The following is a 20637-nucleotide window of genomic DNA, read 5'->3' as shown; positions in this document are numbered from 1 at the left end:
TCGAGCGCGGTTTGGACGAGGACGCGCTAGAGAGTGGTCCTGCCCCCACTTCTCGGAGACCGGATTGAGCGACTCAATACCGCGGATCTAGGCTAGAGATATGGGTGGGGAGAAAGTTGTTGCCAAGCCTGAAAGTAAGCCGCACGGATCAGTGTTGCGCGGACAGCGACTGATGCAGTCGAAGTAGCCGTTGGTGTTCGGCGGAACGGTGCGATCGCGGGGTAGGGCCATCTTGGGAGCCATCCGTGGCTGGGGTAGGTGTCATGGAGGGGGTTGGAACGCGACGCGCATTGGAGGCGGGGGCGGGTGGACAGCCACTTTGATCGAACCGTTCCTGGACGGATATGCAGACGGAAAAGTGGCTGTCCACGAGAGGTCGTCTGAGATTAGGGTCAGAAAAGTCGGAAAAGTGGCTGTCCAGGGAGGTCCCCACAAGGACAGCATTGGACAGCGAACAGCATTGGACCGCGACAGCATTGGACAGCCACGTGCCGCGAGCCGGGTTGGGTTCGGCACGCCGATGGGCGTCCAAGGGTTCTCGATGAAGTAGTGACGATGGGCCCGGACTCGTTTCGGGCCCTTCTTCGACTCTGTCAAAGCGCGTCGATGCGGATTGGGATGGGGCTAGAACGGATTCTGGGCAATGCCATCGTCGGCGCGAAGGCGATGCCCAAACCTGTTCGATTCCAACCATTCTGGGGAGCCATTATCCCGACCGACTCCGCCAACTCCGCCGCTTCGACCTTGAATTCAGTCGTGACCTGCCCGGCGATCTTCGGTCCAGCTGAAACTTGTGAATCGGGCTCCTGTGCACCGGCGAGGACGGCGGGACACGGGCAGCCGGTTGGAGAGCATGGGCCATCCGCTCGGCGAGCAACTGGCTTGGATCGCCAAACAGGTGGGTGTCCGCGAATGGTTTGGTGACGGCCTTGAACGTCGCGCGCATTGGGAGATTTCTGAGGATCGGGTCAGAAAAATCGGAAAAGTGGCTGTCCACGGGAGGTCGGAAAAGTGGCTGTCCAGGGAGGTCCCGCGCCTCGTCCAGGGAGGTCTCCAAGGAGGTCACACACCGTGATCACATCGTGGCGGCATTCAGGAAGTGAGTGTCCATCGGTTTTCCGTATGCAATTAGTTCAATTTGATACAGTAGTGATGCTTGGCTCGCCAGGATGCTGCCAGCTAGCGTTGGCTTAGATCAAGTAAAGGGATCCCAGTGCACTTTCCGGAAGTTCCTGATCCAGTTGCTAGAGACGAATCGACCCTGGTTTGGTGGTCGACGCTCAGTCTTTGCGACAGGTTAGAACTTGCGGATGCCTGGGCCGCGGAACACCGCGAGGATCCAGCGCTCGCGGCGGCTGAACGGATTCGAGCCACCTATTTCCCTTCATGCGAGTCTTTGGAATTGTCGGACAGTGATGGCTTCCCAGAAGACAGCTACGAGTATCTGGTGGCACATGAAATCGAGGACCTTAACCTTGTCACTCATATTGCAGCGGAAATAGGTCTATGGACCACACTACAGCATTACGGCATTGAGTACTCTGTGAGCGTGTCCCCCTTGGGCTCACTGCTTTTCACCTCCCGCTATCGAATTGAGGGTGCGTTCGTCGTCGGTTCCGAAAGCTGCGAGTTTGGGTCGTGACAGATCATTCAAGCTGAAGACCAATTGCATGCCTAGTTGACTTGGATGGCGTTGTGAGGCCCCGCTCTAGTTGGCGTTGGCTGGCTGAGAGTTGAAAGCCCAGCATGCTTACGGGGCGGAACGCTGTGATCGCGGGGTGAGGCGATGATGTGAGCCATCCGTGGCTGGGAGAGGCGTCTTGATGCTGGCATAGAGCTCTGCGCGCATTGGAGGATTTCTGTGGAACGGCGCGCGCATTGGCGGACGTCCGAGATATGGCTCAGTGAACTCGGAGAAGGGGCCATTCATAGAGACGTCAACTGTTACGACGGCCCTGATTTCGAGGACTCAACAAGCTCTCGCCACCGCGCGGTGACCATCGAGGCATACTCAATGGCGCCGATATGATAGGCACCGACGGAAAAGCCATCATTCGATTCCACGAGCGCGGTCTGGCCAGTTGAAAGCACGCCGAAATCGATAGCGTATGCGCATGGCGCCCGGCCAGAGCGAAAATAGGTTTCTACGGCAGCCCTCACTACCGACAAATCCACATGAACGAGGGGATCGCCACTGTAGTGCCCAATCGCAACGGTTTCGGTGCCGATCACATACACCCGATACTCGGATATCCAATTGACGACCTCGGAGCACCAAACCTCCTGCCGTCGACTTACGGTTCCAAACTGAGCGATATCACTGGGGTGTGAGAACACCGCGCCCACGAAGCTCTTGCGGCGCTCGGCGGGCTTGATAAAGAGCGGTTGTCCCGATTCTTGAAGTATCTGGTATTCGGCAGTGCCGAGTGTGGCGCGCCAGACGCGCCGTTGCAGAAAGGGACTCAGGCATTCAGGGTAGTCGTCCGGCGTTGGTGCTTCGATTCCAAGTTGGCGCATTGCGCCATGCATGGCGTCCAAGTCGCCCGCGATGAACGAGTTCAGTGTTAGCGGAAGACTCCGCTTATGGATCCGCTTGATCGTATAAAGTTCTACCGGCACTTGCCACTGTTCGAACGCTTGCTTCAGTAGCTGCTCTTCGATGCCGAGCCGGCCACTGCCTAAGTCCTGCAAGTAGGCTACTGAAAACATGTTCTCTCCAGCGATAGGTGGGCGAAGCGTAACGCAAGGTCTGAAGTGGGTGCAGGGTCAAGAAGACGCCAGGCCGGCCAGTGAACGGCCCCAAGACCTATCCAGCAATTTCCGGACTAGCTGAAACATGTCAATTTCGCTCTTGCGCACCGGCTAGGACGGCGGGTCGCGGACCGCCATTCGGAGGGGCAGCGTCAGTCGAGAGAATGGTGAGCTTTCAATACCTGTGCACGATGCTGGATGGATTTTAGCCGATCAAGTTTCCCGAAGCCTCGCTTGCAGGAATACTTGGGCTCGGTGGTACTCAAGGTACTTCTGTTGTGCCGTAGAAAACGCGCCGGCATTGGTGAGTGAGTCGGGATCCAGTCCCATTCGAATCAGGGAACCGCGGTGTGCGACGGGAGACACGAGGACTTTGCCCTTGTCTTCAAAGCTGATCAGCCCGCGATCAAAAAGATGGTCAACATCGGGCGAGAGGAGTAAGCCATTGTCGCCGTCGAGCCGCTCTTCGTGGCTTGCATCGCGCCATGGCTTGCAGTGACTTGCGCGGAGATACTCCAGTTGGTCAACGCCGGTGATTCGGCAACGGCGTTCCTTCTGCATTACCCGTGTTCGGAACAGGCCCTGACCGCGGCGAGCGAGAATGACTGCCTTGCGGTCGGTCTCGGCCAGGCTGGAATCGGTTGCAATGGTCGCAAGTTGATGTTGTTCCCATTCCACCAGCCCGGTCTGTACCGGTTCGATGGGTTGGTCTTGTGCGCGCAATGCGTTGATCAGATTGTGCGCCTCGCGCCCGATCAGATCAGCCAGGGCCAACGCCAACGGATCCGGCAATCGGGTCAGATAGACGCTCTGCAGGCCGCGGCCGTTGCTCTGAATTGGCGCGTATCGGGCTGGCAGCTTGGGTGCCAACTGATCCATATGCGCGGCTGGCCGAATCGGATGCAGCAGTTCTTGGAATGAGGCATCGACGCGCCAACCGATCTGTTCCCAGTATGCGCCGACCGATCCAAATTCAATCGGCTTTGGTGATTCGTAACCATAAGATCGTGCAATGCCGATTGCTTTGATCAGCCCATCGCAGAACGAGAAGACGAGATCGCCAGGAGCGACTTCACGCATGAATTCGTAAAACGGATTGGTACGGTTGCCTTGATTGCGTTTCGGCGACCAAAGGTAGCCACCCGGCACTTCGTGCCGATAGGTTTGGTTCTGATTGACCCACCAAAACCGCAAACATGCCTCCAATCCCGCTGCGATCATTTTGGCGGTGCGGACGGTTGGGCGTCAAACTGAGCTGGCTAGGAGTCCTGGGACGGGCTGAGGACTGACGGGATACCTGTTCCGGCGCGCTCTTGGGATGGCGCCATATCGGCAGGGGAGGGCGCCATAGTGACGGCGCAGCTGCGACGGTACTTTGTGCGACCTTGGGGCTTGGGGTCGGAAAGTTCGGAGAAGTGGCTGTCCATGGAGGGTTTTGCAAGTGGTTGCTCATGACGGCATAGGCGTAAATCGAAACCGCGAACGCCTCCGCCAACAACAAGATGCGTTCCTCGACCCACTTTCGCCGATAGCCGTAGTCGATGTCTTTGACCTTGTCGTAGCCACAAAGCCAAGCTCGCCGCACGCAGCGGCTGATGCAGTGGTAGTAGGCGTTAGTGTTCGGCGGAACGGTTCGATCGCGGGGTAGGGCCATATAGGGAGCCATCCATGGCTGGGGGAGGCGTCATGGTGGCGGCCTGGAGCGCCCCGCGCATTGGGAAATTTCTGAGATTTGGCTCAGAAAAATCGGAAAAGTGGCTGTCCAGGGAGGTCCTACAGGGAGGTCCGACACACCAGCGCCTGGCGACCTCTTCATCCGACCAATCCTTGGCCGCCGACGCATCCACCTTCAGGACGACATGCAAGTGATTGCTCATGACGGCATAGGCATAAATCGAAACAGCGAAGGCCTCCGCCAGTAACAAGATGCGTTCCTCGACCCATTTCCGCCGATAGCCATAGTCGATGTCATTGACCTTGTCGTAGCCACAAAGCCAAGCCCGCCGTACACAGCGGCTGATGCAGTGGTAGTAGCCGTTGGTGTTCGGAGGAACAGTACGATCGCGGGGCAGGGCCATGTTGGGAGCCATCCGTGGCTGGGGGAGGTGTCATGGTGGCGGCTTTGGGCGCCCCGCGCATTGGGAGATTTCTGAGTTTTGGGTCAGAAAAGTCGGAAAAGTGGGTGTCCAGGGAGCTCTCTCTTCCACGAGGGGTTTGCCTCTCCGACGTGCTTGTGCGTTTGCCTGCTCAACCGCTCGATCGCCTCAATGAGCTGCTGCCGCACCTTTGGAAGCAGCGCAGTTAGCACAACTCGCTGACTTATGCGGTGGGGTGGCTGGAGGCTTACGCCCTTTTCAAACCTTACGCAGAAACAGGTTAGAACTAATGCTCTGCGTCGGATACGGCGTTCGACCACGACCGCCGCTTGGGTAGAACGCCGCGATCTCCCCGTATAAGTCTTGCCACGGAATCACGCGTTCCATTTGAGCCACGGAGATCTCGCGACGCGTTTGCTTCTTCTTTACTGCGCACTCTGCGTCGCCGAAACTGATCTGGTCCATGTCGAATTGACCTTGCTGCGAAGGTCCAAATTGACCACAATCGGAGGGAATATTTCAGACCCTTGGTTTACGATGCTGCTATAGGCTTCGAACGATGGCAAGAATCTATAACCTTTATCACGCTGCTGACAGCATGGACGGTCTAAGCGTCGTCTTTGTACACGGGCTTGGTGGACATCCGATAGAAACCTGGATGTCGAACAAGTCGGAGGTGGAGACGTTTTGGCCCATGTGGCTTGGCATAGATGCGGCGTGTTCGATTTGGACCATTGAATACGATGCGGCGCTGTCGGCCTGGCGCGGTGAGGCAATGCCATTGCCCGACCAAGGGCTGGCGGTCATGGAGGCCCTTGCAAGTGAACCGGAACTTCGTAGCCGACCACTAGTCTTGATCGGGCATAGCCTGGGTGGTCTAGTAATCAAGGCTGCGTTGTGCGAAGCCCTGACATTCGGCGCAGAGCAGCGCCGGTTCCGCGACCTTGCTGATCAAGTGCGAGGCGTTGCCTTCGTCGCGACGCCTCACAGCGGATCGGAGCTTGCGAAGCTTGCGAGGGTACTGCGATTCCTGCTCCGGACCAACGAGCAGGTTGGCAACATGAAATCGCATGACGCGCATCTTCGCTCCCTGAAGCGCAGATTCGATGATGTCTGCTTAAGTTATCAATTCAGGGTGAAGACGTATTCAGAGAGCCGGGGTGTCTTCATCGGGGTACGAATTTTCGGTCTGCGGATAGGATTACCCGTAACCGTAGTCAATGCGACGAGCAGTGAGTCACACGTAAACGGTAGCTACGCGGTACCATTGCCGGAGGACCACTTCAGCGCCTGTAAGCCGACCGACCGGAACGCTGAGCTCTACTGCTCACTGATCGACTTCCTACGGGAGATTCGTGGTAATAGACAAGCTGGATCGATGCCTTCGCAGATCGATAGCATCCGAGACGACACAAAAAGGACTCGTGTTGGGTTGGATCGCGTCGAAAACAAGATCGACGAACTTCCTCGCGCGGTGGCTAAGGAGTTTGAGCGCTTAGTGGCCACCCATGAGCGCTTAGTGGCCACCCAGGCCGCCACCTTGGCAGCGCTTGCGCAACAACTCGACGGCCGACTCGTTGCGGATAGGCCCCAGCCTGTGGTTGTGTCACCCTCTTTGGCGGACATAGCGCCGAGCATTGTGCGGATCTCACAGGCCGCTGATGAAGTCGCACGCACTGGCGATCGGCGCGCCGCGATCTTGACGGCAGAGGTCGCACGACAGTCGCAGCACCGTGATATTGCTGAGGTTCGCGCAGTCGCCGAAGCAGATAGTCAACTCTTGCAGCAGATTGCGGGTTACAAGATCGATGTTGGTGACTTCCGAGGCGCGATCTCCGATCTGTCCGAGGCGCTCAGGGGAACTGGCGAGCGCGACGAGCGAAGAAGAATCCGCCGCGGCCTTGGATATGCGCTGGCGATGGAGATCCGGAGGATAGGCACCTACCGCGAAGCTCGGCTGTACTTCGACATGGTGGTGCACTGCGCTGGCACCCCATCAAGGCTCGCCTTCAACGTGTTGGTGCACCTGTCAAACGATGCTGGTGTCGCGCGAGCGATCATGGGCGAGATGCGTGCGGCGAATATCGAGCCGGATATCTATAGCTGGAACACGCTGCTCGCGCTGGCAAGCGACATCTCTGCGGCGCGAGCAATCATGGGCGAGATGCGGGCAGCGAAGATCGAGCCGGATATCTACAGCTGGACCACGCTGCTCGCGCTGGCAAGCGACATTCCTGCGGCGCGAGCAATCCTGGGCGAGATGCGGGCGGCGAAGATCGAGCCCAACATCGTCAGCTGGAACACGCTGCTTGCGCTGGCAAGCGACATCTCTGCGGCGCGAGCGATCATGGGCGAGATGCGGGCGGCGAAGATCGAGCCGGATATCTACAGCTGGACCACGCTGCTCGCGCTGGCAAGCGACATTCCTGCGGCGCGAGCAATCATGGGCGAGATGCGGTCGGCGAATATCGAGCCGGATATCTATAGCTGGAACACGCTGCTCGCGCTGGCAAGCGACATCTCTGCGGCGCGAGCAATCATGGGCGAGATGCGGGCAGCGAAGATCGAGCCGGATATCTACAGCTGGACCACGCTGCTCGCGCTGGCAAGCGACATTCCTGCGGCGCGAGCGATCATGGGCGAGATGCGGGCGGCGAAGATCGAGCCGGATATCTACAGCTGGACCACGCTGCTCGCGCTGGCAAGTGACATTCCTGCGGCGCGAGCAATCATGGGCGAGATGCGGTCGGCGAAGGTCGAGCCCAATATCGTCAGCTGGAACACGCTGCTTGCGCTGGCAAGCGACATTCCTGCGGCGCGAGCAATCATGGGCGAGATGCGGTCGGCGAAGGTCGAGCCCAATATCGTCAGCTGGAACACGCTGCTTGCGCTGGCAAGCGACATCTCTGCGGCGCGAGTGATCATGGGCGAGATGCGTGCGGCGAATATCGAGCCGGATATCTACAGCTGGAACACGCTGCTCGCGCTGGCAAGTGACATTCCTGCGGCGCGAGCAATCATGGGCGAGATGCGGTCGGCGAAGGTCGAGCCCAATATCGTCAGCTGGAACACGCTGCTTGCGCTGGCAAGCGACATCTCTGCGGCGCGAGCAATCATGGGCGAGATGCGGTCGGCGAAGATCGAGCCCAACATCGTCAGCTGGACCACGCTGCTCGCGCTGGCAAGCGACATTCCTACGGCGCGAGCAATCATGGGCGAGATGCGGTCGGCGAAGGTCGAGCCCAATATCGTCAGCTGGACCACGCTGCTTGCGCTGGCAAGCGACATCTCTGCGGCGCGAGCGATTTTGGACGAGATGGAGGAGGCGAGGTTCTTGCCAAACGAGGTAGTCGCCACGACTGTGGCGCGCCTCATCTCATCGTTAGACGAGGCGGCTGATCTGACACGCTACCTGCACAGGTTTCGCGTGGTTGGTCCTGGCTATCTGCAGGCCGTTGTCAGCCGGATAACCCCTCTCTTGTCGGCCGAAGTTCTCCTGAACTGGGTGTACGGGATTACTAAGGAACTCGGCTTTTCACCGGCGACCCAGGTGTTCGGACCTGCAATAGCTGGGTACAGGCGGCAAGGTCGAATCGAAGATGCTCTGCGAATAGTTCTTCCTTTCCCCCACTTGCCTGCGGCACAAGCGTTGCTCAAAGATGCAAGGACACAGCGGCAAGCGGAGGCATGGCTTCTTAACCAGTTCGAGGCCGGCCCCGAGCCTTTTAATGCAAGCCTTGCGCTCGCTTACTTCTACTGGAGCCGTGGTGATAGGGAAAAGCTGGAAATATGGGCGGATATTTCGTTGTCCTATCCGAATCAGCACCCTAAGCGCATCGCGTCTATTCAGAAGCTTCTCAGGCCCCCGGCTGCGGCGTAATGCACGAGTACCAGACGGGGGCCGTAGCGCAGCCCCCGCAAAGCCCGCCAACAACGACGTCGAGAATTGCAGCGAAGCTCGTTGTTTTCGCTATTAGTAACTTCCGCAGAATTCCATCGCCGCACGGATAGCACCATCCGACTTCACGTTTTTAATACGAATGGAGACCCCGGCTCTGCCGGGGAGGCAGTAGCCGTTTGACGTCTATGGGAGTCCATCGATGAGACTCCCGAGCGTGAGCCGCCACGCGCACGCCGAGGAGTTTCATGATGGAAGCAGAGACGTTAAGTCACACGAAGTGGGAGTGCAAATACTACGTGGTGTTCATTCCGAAGTGCTGCCGCAAGACGTTGTACGTGGAGTTGCGCGTGCATCTCGGAGAGGTGTTCCGCCGGTCTGGCGGAGCAGAAGGAAAGCAAGATAGACGAAGGGCAGATGTGTTGGCCAGTCACTATGCTGAGCTGGCCGAGTTCAATCAGCGCATCTAACAGGCCAGCGAGGCGCTGGAGGTATTGGTTCAAGTCTACCCGGATCACGCGTTGATCAGAGCTGTACCCGGTGTCGGGCGGTCGTGGCGGGTGTTCTGATTGCGAGCATTGGCAATGCCGCGCAGTTCCAGAACGGGCGACAGTTAGCCGCCTGGGCGGGCTTGGTGCCACGCTGCCATGGCAGCGGTGGCAAAAATCTGCTCGGCAAGATCACGAAGAAGGGTGACCGCTCAGTCCCAACAGCGTTGATCCATGGCGCTCGAGCGATCTTCTGTTGGCGCCACAAACACGACGATGCCATGAGGCGCTGGATCAGCGCGGTCGCGGCCCGACGCGGCAACAAGCGCGCGATCGTCGCCATGGCCAACAAACTCGCCCGGATCGTGTTCCGAATCCTGCACGACCAAGAACCCTTCGACCTCAACAAGGCGTTCGCCTAACCCATTCACCGACGGAGCGTGACTGACTGACAGTGGTGAATCAAGGCCATGTCCGATGCCGAGCCTGTCCTGGACCAGAGTCTATAAAAGACCGTGTGGCTGTAAAGGCAGCATTGGACTTCCGAATCTCACCATGGCGCGGCGATAAACCGCCACCAAGACGCCGAATCGATGTCCTTGACCCCTTGCCCTCTGACCAGTGCGACTCTCGTCAAACCGAAACCAGATCAACACCGAGGACTTCAACTTAACCGCGACAATCAAGCCGTCAACGAATCACTGCATGCTGGTCGGCGGGCGACATAGGCGCCCGCTGATCGCCCAGCATGCTCCGCAACCCTCAAGCCCCGGCGACACCGATCCGTCACGGATGGTGCTGCTCAGAAACACCGAAATCACCTCAAGAAGATGCAAAACCCGATCTAATACCTCTTGACTAAACCGGGGCGTCCATCGATGTCCAGGGAGGTCCTCTCAAACGACCACAAAATCGAACCTTATGATAGCGTCGTTGAAGTCTCCGTCACCCGGCTGATTACCCGGCTGTCCCTGATTGCCAACATCGTCGAAACCGAACGTCACGTGATCTGCTGACTCGTCCAAGACCATTAGCGCGGATGAGCGCCATTGGTTGTTGTACTTGTTGTACCCGCCAATGATGTAGTTGCCAGGCTTCAGGAGCCTTTCTCCAGATCGCATTTGAGCCCCAAAGGAATCGTCTACGCCTGGACTTGTCCGCATGATTGCAAGAGCGGTGTAGTCAGATTGGTACAGCATGAGACATTGCTCAATCACTCCGTCACCCCATATTGTCGCTCGTGCCATCCTGTTCAAAGGTACCGAGAACGAACGATGTGCAAACGGGTAGAAGTCTAGGTTGAAGTCTGGTCCAAAAAGTGCCATGGGATCGATCTCCTAAGGGTAAAGGTTGACTTCGACGAGCGATTCCGAAAAGCCACTTGACTCCTGGGCAAATTGGCTTACGAACAGGTGGGTGTCCACGCGTTCGACGCGTTCGTCCACGGATTCGGTGTCCACTGATTAGGCCTTCGCCAGTCATCAAACTGCGCTGGGCCGAACGTCAGATAACCGATACCTTCGATGGCGGGCTCACTGGTGATGTGTCGTCGGAGCGGCAATTCTCTCAGACCTGGCCGCCAGCCCAATTGAGATCAGTTTCATCCTGCCCGCCAACTTCCCGAATACTCGATCTAGCGACTCAGTATCGCGGAGATAGGTCAAAGAGATATGTGGGATCGTGGAAAGCCTCCCGGAGCAAGGCGTGCGAGCAGCCGTAAACAGGCGGGTGTCCACGAGTTGCTGAACTCCCGAATCAGCGTTGAATGGTATACGTGCCCGAAACGTGGAGCAGGGCGAGCTCTAGACAGGCGGTATGAACCGATTTGCGCTCGGATTCAAACACCAGTCATAGATTTGGGGGATTCTGCTATGCGTAGATTACCGTTGCTTGCCACGTGTCTTCTGGCGGCTTCTGGTGCAAGCGCGTTTCAGCTCGCCCCGGTCGCGAGTCCGCAGGAGCGGGACATTGCTGAAATCAGCGGTAGTTGGTTGAACACGCTGACGATTCAGGCGGCAACCTGGGGGGTATATAGTTTTGGTGACCCGGCGCATGAAGAGCTGACGAATCGGATCTTTGGTTGCGGTGGATCGATCTGCAGTGGAGCGGGTGCGAACAATGTGCCGGTTGGCGTGATGGCTGGGGTGCGTTGGAACGATGACCCGCCGTTCAGGCTCAATGCGTCAGAGGCCGGTGGCACTCGGTGTAAGACACAATTCACTGTGCGGTTCCAGACGCAGCCTTACTGTTGGTACCAGTTGTTTACGGACGCAGAGAAGAAGGCGGCGGCTGGCAAGCGTTTTGACGGGCGCAACAGCAATCTGCTTTACCGAACGCATTTCGGCGACCTGCAGTTCTTACATGCGATGGCTTCTGATGGCGATTCACCCCAGAAGACCCGTGAGTCCATGATTGGCTGGACGAAGTTCAATTGGCTGATCATCGAGGGAACGTATACGCGCGATACGGAACTGGACGAGGTTGACTTCGCGCCTTTGAATCAAGTGTTCTCGAAGTCTGGATGGATCGTTCAGGATCTCTATGCGCTCGGTGCGCCGAAGCTGCGCCGAGAGATCAAGGACATTGCCTTTGGCAGCATTCTCCACATGCTTCAGGACAGCTTTGCCGAAGGCCATCTTGATCGTCAGAGCCCCAAATCAACAACAAAGTGTTCGTTGAACGGAAATACCTATGCGGGGCCGGGATTCATCATGGAGTTTCACTCCTACCCTGCACAGAACCACAGCTTGCACGCGGCGGCCGATAAGTCTGCGGCCATGACGGCGCATCTTCAGGAAGAGCCGAACGTGGTCGATTTTGGCAAAGCACTTCGTACGGCCTACGAGAGCAGTACGGCTTGGGAAAACGTACAACCGTTTTTTGAGTGCGTGTTTGCGTTGCATCCGAATGTTCGGCAGCCGTCGGCTGGTGGTGGCTTCCAGGTCGTAGGCAGGTAGGGATGGAACTGTCCGGCTTGGCTAAATAAGTGACCCACCAAGTCGCATCGCAGAAGATTTCGGGAAGTGGGTGTCCACAAGTTCGCGGCGCATTGGGAGATTTCTGAGCTTGGGCTCAGAAAAATCGGAAAAGTGGGTGGCCAGGGAGGTCAACGGCTGACAGTGTTGACGACCCGGCCAAAATCCGCCAAGTTCCACCCGCCCGCTACCCCGACCGGCTTCCCGTGGAATCCGTGACCGCCATCGTGTGGAATTAGTGACTGGAATGCGTGGAATGCGCAGTCGCTGAGTTTTGGTTCAGTAAAATCGGAAAAGTGGCTGTCCACGAGGGGTAGGGGTTGCTGTCCACGAGGGGTTCCAGGGAGGTCTTGGCAGGTCAATTTCGGCGATCCAAGTACTTGATTTGCCAGGCGACTGCTAAACTGCGCTATCACATCGAATATGTGGAGCATACTATGGCCGTCAGCGTTAGCCCTATTAGGTGGGCTGGGAGTAAGAGAGGGCTCAGGTTGCAATTGTCCAACGCTATGCCAAGCAGCTATGGCTGCTACTTTGAGCCGTTTGCCGGGTCTGCGTTTCTTTTCTTCGAAGCAGAGCCGAAGGCTGCGGTGATTGGTGATCTAAATTTGCAAATCGTCAACCTCTATAGAAGCTTGAGGCGAGATCCACCAGGGCTATGGAAGAAGATGAGTGCTTATGAGAAGACGAGAGAGTCATACTATCAGGTGAGGCGGGCATTTGACGCGAATTCAAGCGGTCTCGATACCGCAGCGCAGTTCTGGTTCCTAAATAGACTTTGTTTCAATGGGATATACAGAACGAACAGAAATGGCGCGTTCAATGTGCCCTTTGGAAGCAAATGGGGGGCATTTCCGAGTGTAGAAGAATGCATTCATTGGGGGAGCCTTCTCCATAAGGCTGACATCTTTTGGGGCGATTTCGAAAGCACTTGTGATTCGGCAGAGTCTGGCGATCTAGTCTATCTCGATCCACCGTACCGAAGTTCCGGTAATCGCTTTCGTGGAGAATATGGCTACAATTCGATCAGGGACGACTCCCTTGGTAGAGTGATTGATCTGGCGAAAAGGTTGAGCCAGAAGAATGTTTTCGTTCTTCTGTCCTACAACGTAGACCTTAGTGAAGTTTTGCCTGGGTGGAGACGAGAGATCGTTCGGGCGCGCAGAGTCGTTGCCTCATCACCGACTTCGCGCTTACAAGTGGTTGAGTACCTGTTCAGAAATTATTGAGGGTCACTTGAATAGTCAGTCATTACGAGTTGCCGTTCTGAGCGACATGCACTTTGCCAAAGCCGACGCTGCGGTTGGTCATACTCACGCAGTCGTAGGTGGTCCTTCGCAAAGAAAGCAATGCCCGATTGTTGATTTGGAACACTTAATAAAGGAATCCAGGCTCAAGGCCGATTTGCTAGTGACTCCTGGGGATATGACTTTGAAGTCATGTCGAGTCGGGCTTGAGGCAGCTTGGGCGCGAATAGAGAAGTTCAGTAAGCTGCTTGATGCGGGGAATTTTGCAGCTGCCACTGGAAATCACGACATAATGTCAAGATCAGGTGCTGACGAGCCTGAGATTTGGGAAACGCTTAAGAGGCTTAATCCTCAATACCCTTGTCCGACACTGGACGAAGTCGAACGACTTAGATACTGGGCGGATCACTTTTCGGTAATCGATGAGGAGTCATATCGTGTCGTCCTGTTTAACTCTTGCAATTGCCACGCCCGGGGATCAAACGAGTTCGAGAGGGGACGCATCACAGATTACACGCTGACAAAGATTACCGAGAGAATCTCCGCAGCCAAAGGCAGCAAACTCAACATACTGCTTTGCCACCATCACCCTAGCAAGCTTCCTGATGTTTCTGCTCGCTTCCCTGATTATAGTGAGATGATTCATGGCGACGCACTATTGAGAGCGATCGAAGAGACTGAGCAAAGTTGGATAGTAATACATGGGCACAAGCACCTGCCAAATCTCTCATATGCGAAAGGCGGGGCCGCATCATCAGTGATTTTTAGTTGCGGTAGTTTTTCGGCCGCTCTGCCGCCAGAATTTTTGCCAGGAACTGCGAATCAGTTTTATATCCTCGATTTTGACCTCGATTCGGCGGCAATGGGTGCAGTTCGCGGGACGGTCGAATCTTGGGATTGGTGCTTGGGCGCAGGTTGGAGTAAAGCGTCATTCGATGACCAGAGAAGAAATCGGATAGTAAGGGAGGGTCTGAACAAGTCCCGCAATTTCTGGTTAGATACAGGTGTTGCGGCGAGGTTATTTCAGCATGGACCAGATGAGTTTCGGTGACGCGGAATATGCGGCTAAGAAGAAGCAGACGCGTCGGGAGGTATTCCTAGCCGAGATGGAGCAAGTCGTGCCGTGGGCAGCATTGCTGAAGGACATTGAGTCGGTTTATCCGGTCGCCGGTCGCGGCCGTCGCCCGTACCCCGTTGAAGTGATGCTCCGGGTTCACCTGATGCAGAACTGGTTTGGGTTGAGCGATCCGGCGATGGAAGAAGCGCTGTATGAGATCGTGTCGATTCGGAACTTTGCCGGTCTGACGCTGAGCGGCAGCATTCCAGACGAGACGACGATCCTGAACTTTCGGCGTCTGATTGAGACGAATGATTTGGCTTCGTCGATACTGGAGCGGATCAACGGTCATTTGTCGCGCAAGGGCTTGCTGCTGAAGCGTGGCACGATCGTCGATGCGACGATCATCGCGGCACCGAGTTCGACGAAGAACTCAGACGGTGAGCGGGATCCTGAGATGCACCAGACGAAGAAGGGCAACCAGTGGTACTTCGGCATGAAGGCGCATATTGGCGTGGATGCTGACAGTGGTCTGGTCCACACAGTGGTGACGTCGGCAGCCAATGATGCCGATGTTGATCACGTTGAAAGCCTGCTGCACGGCAAGGAAGAGACAGTATGGGCAGATGCGGGCTACCAGGGCGCCGACAAAAACATGCGCGAGAACCATCCGCGCAAGCAGCGCTTCCCTGAGTGGAGGATTGCGATGCGCCGAAGCGCGATCAAGGCGATGGAAGAAGGTCGGGCAAAGAGCAATATCGTGAAGATCGAGCGTAGGAAGGCGCAGGTTCGCGCGCGAGTCGAGCATGCGTTTCAGAAGGTGAAGTGCTTCTTTGGGTACAACAAGGCGCGCTTCAAGGGATTGGCCAAGAACACCAGTCACATCGTCACCCTGTTCGCGCTGGCCAATTTGCATCGTGTCAGAAAAGTGCTACTTGAAACTGCAGGGGAGTTGCGCCCGAAGTTCGCGAGCTGATCACGAAAGAGGGGCAAAGTAGCGCCAGAACCGCTTTCCCAAGTGAAGAACGATACCGATTAGGAAGGATACTTAACGGATCACCGACCGAAACCCGCCTGAGAATCCGGAGGACGGAATCCATCGCCAAAAACCGACTTGTTCAGACCCTCCTAAGTGGTTCCGGATTTGGGAATCGAGACCATCCAGGGAATTTATCGAAGAAGATATGTCTGTTGCTCGGCTCACGAGTGAGTATCTCGTGGTTGGAAATTCTACAAAATATCCCTGAGCTTAGATTCCAGACTCTTCAAGATCGAGTTTTGACCCTGAAGCAAGTCGAGAGGAATTGCGGGCTGAAATGGATTCCATTTGTTCCATTTGATCCTCAGCGGCTGGAGGTTGCGTGAACGCGTTTCATGGCTGGGAACACTACAACGCAAGGGCGATGACGACTGAAGACGTCGCCAGTACTTTTGTCGAGCACCCTCAGTTTTCTGCGGTTTCGAAGCCGACCAATGCTGTAATTCTTGGTTGCAGAGGTAGTGGGAAGACTACGCTTTTGCGGATGCTTGAACCCAAGGCGCGCCTCCTTCGGGCACGGCCAAACGGGGTCAAGGTCTCGTTGAAGGAGATCGGCGTATTCGTGCCTGTAGATCAAGCTTGGTTGGCTTCCATTCGATCCGTGACTGGGTCGCAACCGCGAGCCTTGCTTCAATCATTGGAAGTCGCCGTCTATTCGCTGTCGGTTGCAAGAGCGATGATTGATTCACTCCTGGAGGTATTGTCGTCTGCAGGGCAATTGTTGGATCCCCTGGTCGTTACGGAAGATACCGAGGTTCGTGTCTGCGAAGTTGTCAGTCACGCGCTCAAACTTGGGCGGGTTGCGAAGTCTCTTGCGTCGTTGAGATTTGAGATCGTGGTCAAGATTGCGGAACTTCCGAGTATTTCCCATAGCGCGCCAACTCAGGATCTGATTCAGTTGTTGTCGCATTTGGATTCTCCTGGAAGCGTTGCAAGCCAAATGGCCCTGCTGTTGAACGAATTGTCTGGTCGCCGTGAGTTGAAATGGATGATACTTTGCGATGAACTAGAGTTGGCGAACGACGCAATTAGGGACTCCTTGATCAAGACTATGCGCGGTAGTCCTGGAAATCTTGTTTTCAAACTTGCTATGACCCCACTTCCTGGATATGCAGGGATGGCATCGAGCGAGCAGCCACTGCCCGGTCACGATTTTGATGTTATTTCGCTTTTCAATCCGCGCAGGAATGAAGGTGCAAATCGAAAGGCGCTTAAGGAGTTTTGTTCAGAGATGTGGGAAGAGCTCTGTCGCTCTCAACTACGCACCGGAGACCCTGTGCAATTTCAGCATCTAGCAGCTTTCCCAGAAGTTGCTGGTCCGCTGGACGTTGATTCTAGCGAGGACGCCTCCTTTGCAGCTGTTGACTCAAAAGCGTTTATGTCACTAGCGGCACGAGATGCGAGTTTTGCCGCATATCTTTCGAGAAAGGGGGTTGACCCGCGCCATGTCGACGAGTACTCGGGAAGTATTAGAGACTCAGTGATTCGGAAGATTCGTCCAATTGTACAGTGTCGGTTGTATTACATGCGTTCTGGTACAAGCCTTAAGGGACGTAGGTCCCACGCGTTTTATTCTGGGGAGTCACGACTCTTTTCCCTTTCAGAAGGGCATCCGAGATGGATCAAATCTACATTGGGCGCGATGTTGGCCCGTAGTTCTGGAGACGAGGCAGTGGGATTGGATGTTCAGTCTGAAGAAGTTGACAAATCGATGGCGAGGATAATTGCTCGGCTTAATGCCTTGCCAGTCAAACCCGCGCACTCGTTGCCGGCATTCAACGTTATTTCTGCGGTCGGTCATTACTTCCGAAAGCAAGTCTTGGGTCCGGTTTTTGAACCAGAGCCGAAGCTGAGTTTTCATGTAGATCAAGGCGTGCCTGACGAAGTTGTCAATGCGATCGAGTCAGCTTTGGTGATTGGTGCTGTTGTCCCACTTCCTGATAAAACTGCGAAGTCAGATGAGTGGAGCAGAAGCTTGGTGGGATCGAGATTTCGCTTGTCTTTCTGGCTCTGTCCGTATTTCAAACTACCAGTTCTTAACGGGAAAGCGGAATCGCTATCGAAGATTCTCCTGGACCAGGGCGAGCCCGCCCTGGAAAAGGCCGACCAAATGAATTTCGGTTTCTAGCTATGGGAATCAGATTGAAGAGGCCAACAGTCCAATCGGAGTTTGATCTGCGCATTTATTGTTGCGGATACGAGTCAAGATGCACTTCTGTTCTGGAGGAGTTCCCCCAGCACCAGGGATACGGCTTTGCTGTTGGTTATGGATATCTTCGTGAACTGGCGTTTGAGAAGAACAAAGCCGAATTTGAGAGGAGAGGAATCGAGTACTGTGAGGTTAGCGATATTGATTTCTTCGATTGGCTGATCAAGAAGCTCAGGACTCTGGGCAACAAGGAGCGCATTAGGGTTTTGGTGGACATTTCCTGTCTAACTCGTCTGCGCCTGGGGGCAGTTGTTCAAGCATTTGCCCAATTCGGGACCATTGATGCCAGTTTTGCCTACTCTCTCGCGAAGTTCTCCCCTCCCGGCGACAATATTGAACTGAACGAATTCGTTGAGCCTGTCTCACCTTTTTTCTCAGGGTGGACCGGAGAGTTGGACAAGCCCGCCGCGCTAATTTGTGGGCTCGGTTACGAGAAGATGCGTGCTATCGGTGTAGTTGAGCATCTCGAGCCCGCGGACTATTGGCTATTTGTTCCGCGTTCGCCTCTGAGTGACTACGATCACGAGGTGTTGGCCACAAATTCCAACTTGTTGGACTCTGTCAGCGTAGGACACGTTATTGATTATCGTGTCTCGGACCCTATTGACGCACTGGGGCGGCTAATGTCATTGACAGGAGTCATTCGGTCGAAAATGCGTTGCTCAATTTTGCCACTTGGTCCGAAGCTGTTCGCGTTGTGTGCGATGTTGGTAGGAGTGCATTTTCGTGACGTGTCAGTTTGGCGCGCCAGTTCTGGTCAGCATGCGAATCCCAGGGACAAGATTGGGTCTGGAGTCGTCGTGAACTTGTCAGTTGGTTTTTTTCGAGAAGAAGATCGCAGCTAGAAGTCGACTAGAATCTGAACTGAAATCTACAGCTTCGCTTTGTTGCTCTCATGGACTCTCTGAAGCAACTTCGTCACGCCCAATTGCTCTCTCATCAGTCCCTTAATGGCTGCAGGGACCAGCGATTGGGCGGTATTTGGTTGGAGGAAGCGTCACACATTAAACCTAAAGTGCAAAACATCCCCTTCCTTGACAATGTACTCCTTGCCTTCCAACCGCAACTTCCCAGCCGTCCGCGCACCAGCCTCACCCTTACAAGCCACATAATCGTCATACCCAATTGTCTCGGCGCGGATAAACCCGCGCTCAAAATCGGTATGGATCACACCGGCAGCTTGCGGGGCGGTTGAGCCTTTCTTGACTTGCCACGCGCGGACTTCTTTTTCGCCGGCGGTGAAGTAGGTTTGTAGGCCGAGCAGCTTGTAACCCGCGCGGATCACGCGATCCAGGCCTGGTTCTTCCAGGCCCATATCGGCCAAGAACGCGCCTTTGTCTTCGTCATCCAGCTGGGAGAGTTCTTCTTCGATCGCGGCGCAGACGGCGACGACTTCGGCGCCTTCCTCGATGGCTCTGGCTTTGACGCGGTCGAGGTGGGGGTTGTTCGTGAAGCCATCTTCTTTGACGTTGGCGACGTACATCACCGGCTTCAGGGTGAGGAGGAAGAGGTCCTTGATGAGGGCTTTTTCTTCGGCATCGAGTTTGGCGAAGCGGGCAGGGCGGCCGTCGTTGAGCGTTGCGCGGACTTTTTCGAGTACGGGCTTCTTGGCGATGGCTTCTTTGTCGTTGGCCTTGGCGGCGCGTTCGACGCGGTTTAAGGCCTTATCCACGGAGTCGAGGTCGGCCAGCGCCAATTCGGTGTCGATGGTTTCGATGTCGGCGATTGGGTCGACTTTGCCGGACACGTGAACGATGTCGCCGTGTTCGAAGCAGCGCACGACGTGGGAGATGGCATCGACTTCGCGGATGTGGGCGAGGAACTGGTTGCCGAGGCCCTCACCCTTCGACGCACCGGCGACGAGGCCGGCGATGTCGACGAATTCGATGACGGTCGGGATGATCTTCAGCGGTTTGGCGATGCTGGCCAGCACGTTCAGGCGCTTGTCCGGCACGGGCACGATGCCGACATTCGGATCGATGGTGCAGAAGGGGTAGTTGGCGGCAGGAATGCCGGCCTTGGTCAGTGCGTTGAACAGGGTGGACTTGCCGACGTTAGGCAGGCCGACGATGCCGCATTTGATGCCCATGATGTTTCGATCCGTGTTGGAAGCTGCTTGGCTTGATTCGCAATCCGGGAGTCAGGTCAATCTGCCTGACCCATCCGGACAGCGAACCAAGCAAAGGAGCCTCGGTTGCCGTGTTCGCTGCAATGCTGTTGCAGCGTCGTGTTTCGGTACTAAGCCTTTGCCACCGGGGGCTTCGGCACCGTGTGCAAAGCTTGCATGGCTTTGTCCAAGCTTCCCGCCACCATTTCATCGACCTGATGCACGCTCCGCGCTACCGCGTCGCGAATCGCCAAATCGTGTTCCTTGCCTGGTCGGCCCAATACCCACGGCGTGACCAAGTTCTTGTCGCCGGGGTGACCAATGCCTAAGCGCAGGCGGTGGAACTTGCCGTGACCTAAGTGGGCGATGATGTCTCGAAGGCCATTCTGACCGCCGTGGCCGCCATCGAACTTGAGGCGCGCGGTGCCGGGTGGGAGATCCAGGTCATCGTGCGCGACCAATGTTTCTTCGGGCGCGATCTTGTAATAGCTCCACGCAGCCGCGAGCGATTGGCCGCTCTTGTTCATGAACGTGGTGGGCTTTAAGAGCCACACGGTTTGACCGGCAATGGTAACTTTGGCGGTTTCGGCGTGCAGTTTGTTGTCTCGGCCCAAGCGCGCACCGGCTTTATCAGCCAGTTCGTCCAAAAACCAAAACCCGGCGTTGTGCCGGGTTCGGTCGTAATCGGCCCCGGGGTTGCCGAGGCCGACGATCAAGCGCAAACCTGCCATGGTGGAGCGGGGCAAAGCCAATCAGCGGTGCGTTGGAGC

At 56.0% G+C, this 20637-nt stretch carries 16 protein-coding genes and 1 pseudogene; 10 read left to right on the top strand and 7 right to left on the bottom strand.

Translation table 11 applies throughout. From position 1 onward, the window contains the following. Nucleotides 1–1944: 1944 nt before the first annotated feature. The 4 genes from C7S18_RS10190 to C7S18_RS10170 all read right to left on the bottom strand — a co-directional run bounded on the left by C7S18_RS10190 (nucleotide 1945) and on the right by C7S18_RS10170 (nucleotide 5312). Entirely contained in the window at nucleotides 1945–2709 is a 765-nt protein-coding gene (locus C7S18_RS10190) for an ATP-grasp domain-containing protein (RefSeq protein ID WP_106891461.1), read from the bottom strand. Between the two features lie 255 nt (nucleotides 2710–2964). Then, nucleotides 2965–3945 carry an HNH endonuclease gene (locus C7S18_RS10185; RefSeq protein ID WP_106891460.1) on the bottom strand — a complete coding sequence of 327 codons (981 nt, stop codon included), beginning with the start codon at nucleotides 3943–3945 and terminating at the stop codon, nucleotides 2965–2967. A 419-nt stretch (nucleotides 3946–4364) separates the two neighbouring features. Then, nucleotides 4365–4829 (bottom strand): transposase, encoded by a 465-nt coding sequence (locus C7S18_RS10175; protein ID WP_146151857.1) that lies wholly within the window; start codon nucleotides 4827–4829, stop codon nucleotides 4365–4367. Between the two features lie 276 nt (nucleotides 4830–5105). Next, nucleotides 5106–5312, bottom strand: a complete 207-nt coding sequence (locus C7S18_RS10170; protein ID WP_106891458.1) for a transposase — start codon at nucleotides 5310–5312, stop codon at nucleotides 5106–5108. A gap of 94 nt (nucleotides 5313–5406) precedes the next feature. Here C7S18_RS10170 and C7S18_RS10165 point away from each other — a divergent pair, with 94 nt between their 5' ends. From C7S18_RS10165 to C7S18_RS10155, 3 genes and pseudogenes are all read left to right on the top strand, one after another. Continuing rightward, nucleotides 5407–8727, top strand: a complete 3321-nt coding sequence (locus tag C7S18_RS10165; RefSeq protein WP_106891457.1) for a PGAP1-like alpha/beta domain-containing protein — start codon at nucleotides 5407–5409, stop codon at nucleotides 8725–8727. A 266-nt stretch (nucleotides 8728–8993) separates the two neighbouring features. Beyond that, nucleotides 8994–9165, top strand: a pseudogene (locus C7S18_RS10160) (transposase); the annotation flags it as partial. A 133-nt stretch (nucleotides 9166–9298) separates the two neighbouring features. Further along, nucleotides 9299–9655 carry a transposase gene (locus C7S18_RS10155; protein ID WP_170113209.1) on the top strand — a complete coding sequence of 119 codons (357 nt, stop codon included), beginning with the start codon at nucleotides 9299–9301 and terminating at the stop codon, nucleotides 9653–9655. 474 nt (nucleotides 9656–10129) lie between these two features. Here C7S18_RS10155 and C7S18_RS10150 read toward each other — a convergent pair whose 3' ends face one another. After that, nucleotides 10130–10558: a hypothetical protein gene (locus tag C7S18_RS10150; RefSeq protein WP_146151856.1), complete on the bottom strand. Its 429-nt coding sequence runs from the start codon at nucleotides 10556–10558 to the stop codon at nucleotides 10130–10132. Between the two features lie 546 nt (nucleotides 10559–11104). Between C7S18_RS10150 and C7S18_RS10145 the strand changes: the two genes are divergently transcribed. From C7S18_RS10145 to C7S18_RS10120, 7 genes are all read left to right on the top strand, one after another. Then, the gene (locus C7S18_RS10145; protein WP_106891454.1) at nucleotides 11105–12190 is read left to right on the top strand and encodes a hypothetical protein; all 1086 of its coding nucleotides are present in this window, start codon (nucleotides 11105–11107) and stop codon (nucleotides 12188–12190) included. A 455-nt stretch (nucleotides 12191–12645) separates the two neighbouring features. Then, nucleotides 12646–13437 (top strand): DNA adenine methylase, encoded by a 792-nt coding sequence (locus tag C7S18_RS25330; RefSeq protein WP_106891453.1) that lies wholly within the window; start codon nucleotides 12646–12648, stop codon nucleotides 13435–13437. 7 nt (nucleotides 13438–13444) lie between these two features. Next, nucleotides 13445–14506: a metallophosphoesterase family protein gene (locus C7S18_RS10135; RefSeq protein WP_146151855.1), complete on the top strand. Its 1062-nt coding sequence runs from the start codon at nucleotides 13445–13447 to the stop codon at nucleotides 14504–14506. Next, nucleotides 14484–15488, top strand: a complete 1005-nt coding sequence (locus C7S18_RS10130; RefSeq protein WP_106889619.1) for an IS5 family transposase — start codon at nucleotides 14484–14486, stop codon at nucleotides 15486–15488. The genes C7S18_RS10135 and C7S18_RS10130 overlap by 23 nt, the downstream gene beginning before the upstream one ends. 215 nt (nucleotides 15489–15703) lie before the next feature. Then, nucleotides 15704–15877, top strand: a complete 174-nt coding sequence (locus C7S18_RS25325) for a hypothetical protein (RefSeq protein ID WP_425481094.1) — start codon at nucleotides 15704–15706, stop codon at nucleotides 15875–15877. Beyond that, entirely contained in the window at nucleotides 15874–17679 is a 1806-nt protein-coding gene (locus tag C7S18_RS10125; protein WP_146151854.1) for an ORC-CDC6 family AAA ATPase, read from the top strand. Before C7S18_RS25325 ends, C7S18_RS10125 begins: the two co-directional genes overlap by 4 nt. A gap of 2 nt (nucleotides 17680–17681) precedes the next feature. Further along, nucleotides 17682–18605: a hypothetical protein gene (locus tag C7S18_RS10120; protein WP_106891450.1), complete on the top strand. Its 924-nt coding sequence runs from the start codon at nucleotides 17682–17684 to the stop codon at nucleotides 18603–18605. A gap of 152 nt (nucleotides 18606–18757) precedes the next feature. On the opposite strand, the gene ychF is transcribed toward C7S18_RS10120, so the two are convergent. Beyond that, entirely contained in the window at nucleotides 18758–19849 is a 1092-nt protein-coding gene (gene ychF / locus C7S18_RS10115; RefSeq protein WP_106891449.1) for a redox-regulated ATPase YchF, read from the bottom strand. A gap of 149 nt (nucleotides 19850–19998) precedes the next feature. After that, the gene (pth, locus tag C7S18_RS10110) at nucleotides 19999–20598 is read right to left on the bottom strand and encodes an aminoacyl-tRNA hydrolase (RefSeq protein ID WP_106891448.1); all 600 of its coding nucleotides are present in this window, start codon (nucleotides 20596–20598) and stop codon (nucleotides 19999–20001) included. Between the last annotated feature and the right edge of the window lie 39 nt (nucleotides 20599–20637).

This window comes from Ahniella affigens, from assembly GCF_003015185.1.
Taxonomy (GTDB): Bacteria; Pseudomonadota; Gammaproteobacteria; order Xanthomonadales; family Ahniellaceae; genus Ahniella; species Ahniella affigens.
Note: the sequence above shows the minus strand (reverse complement) of the source record. Positions and strands in the feature narration are given on the sequence as shown.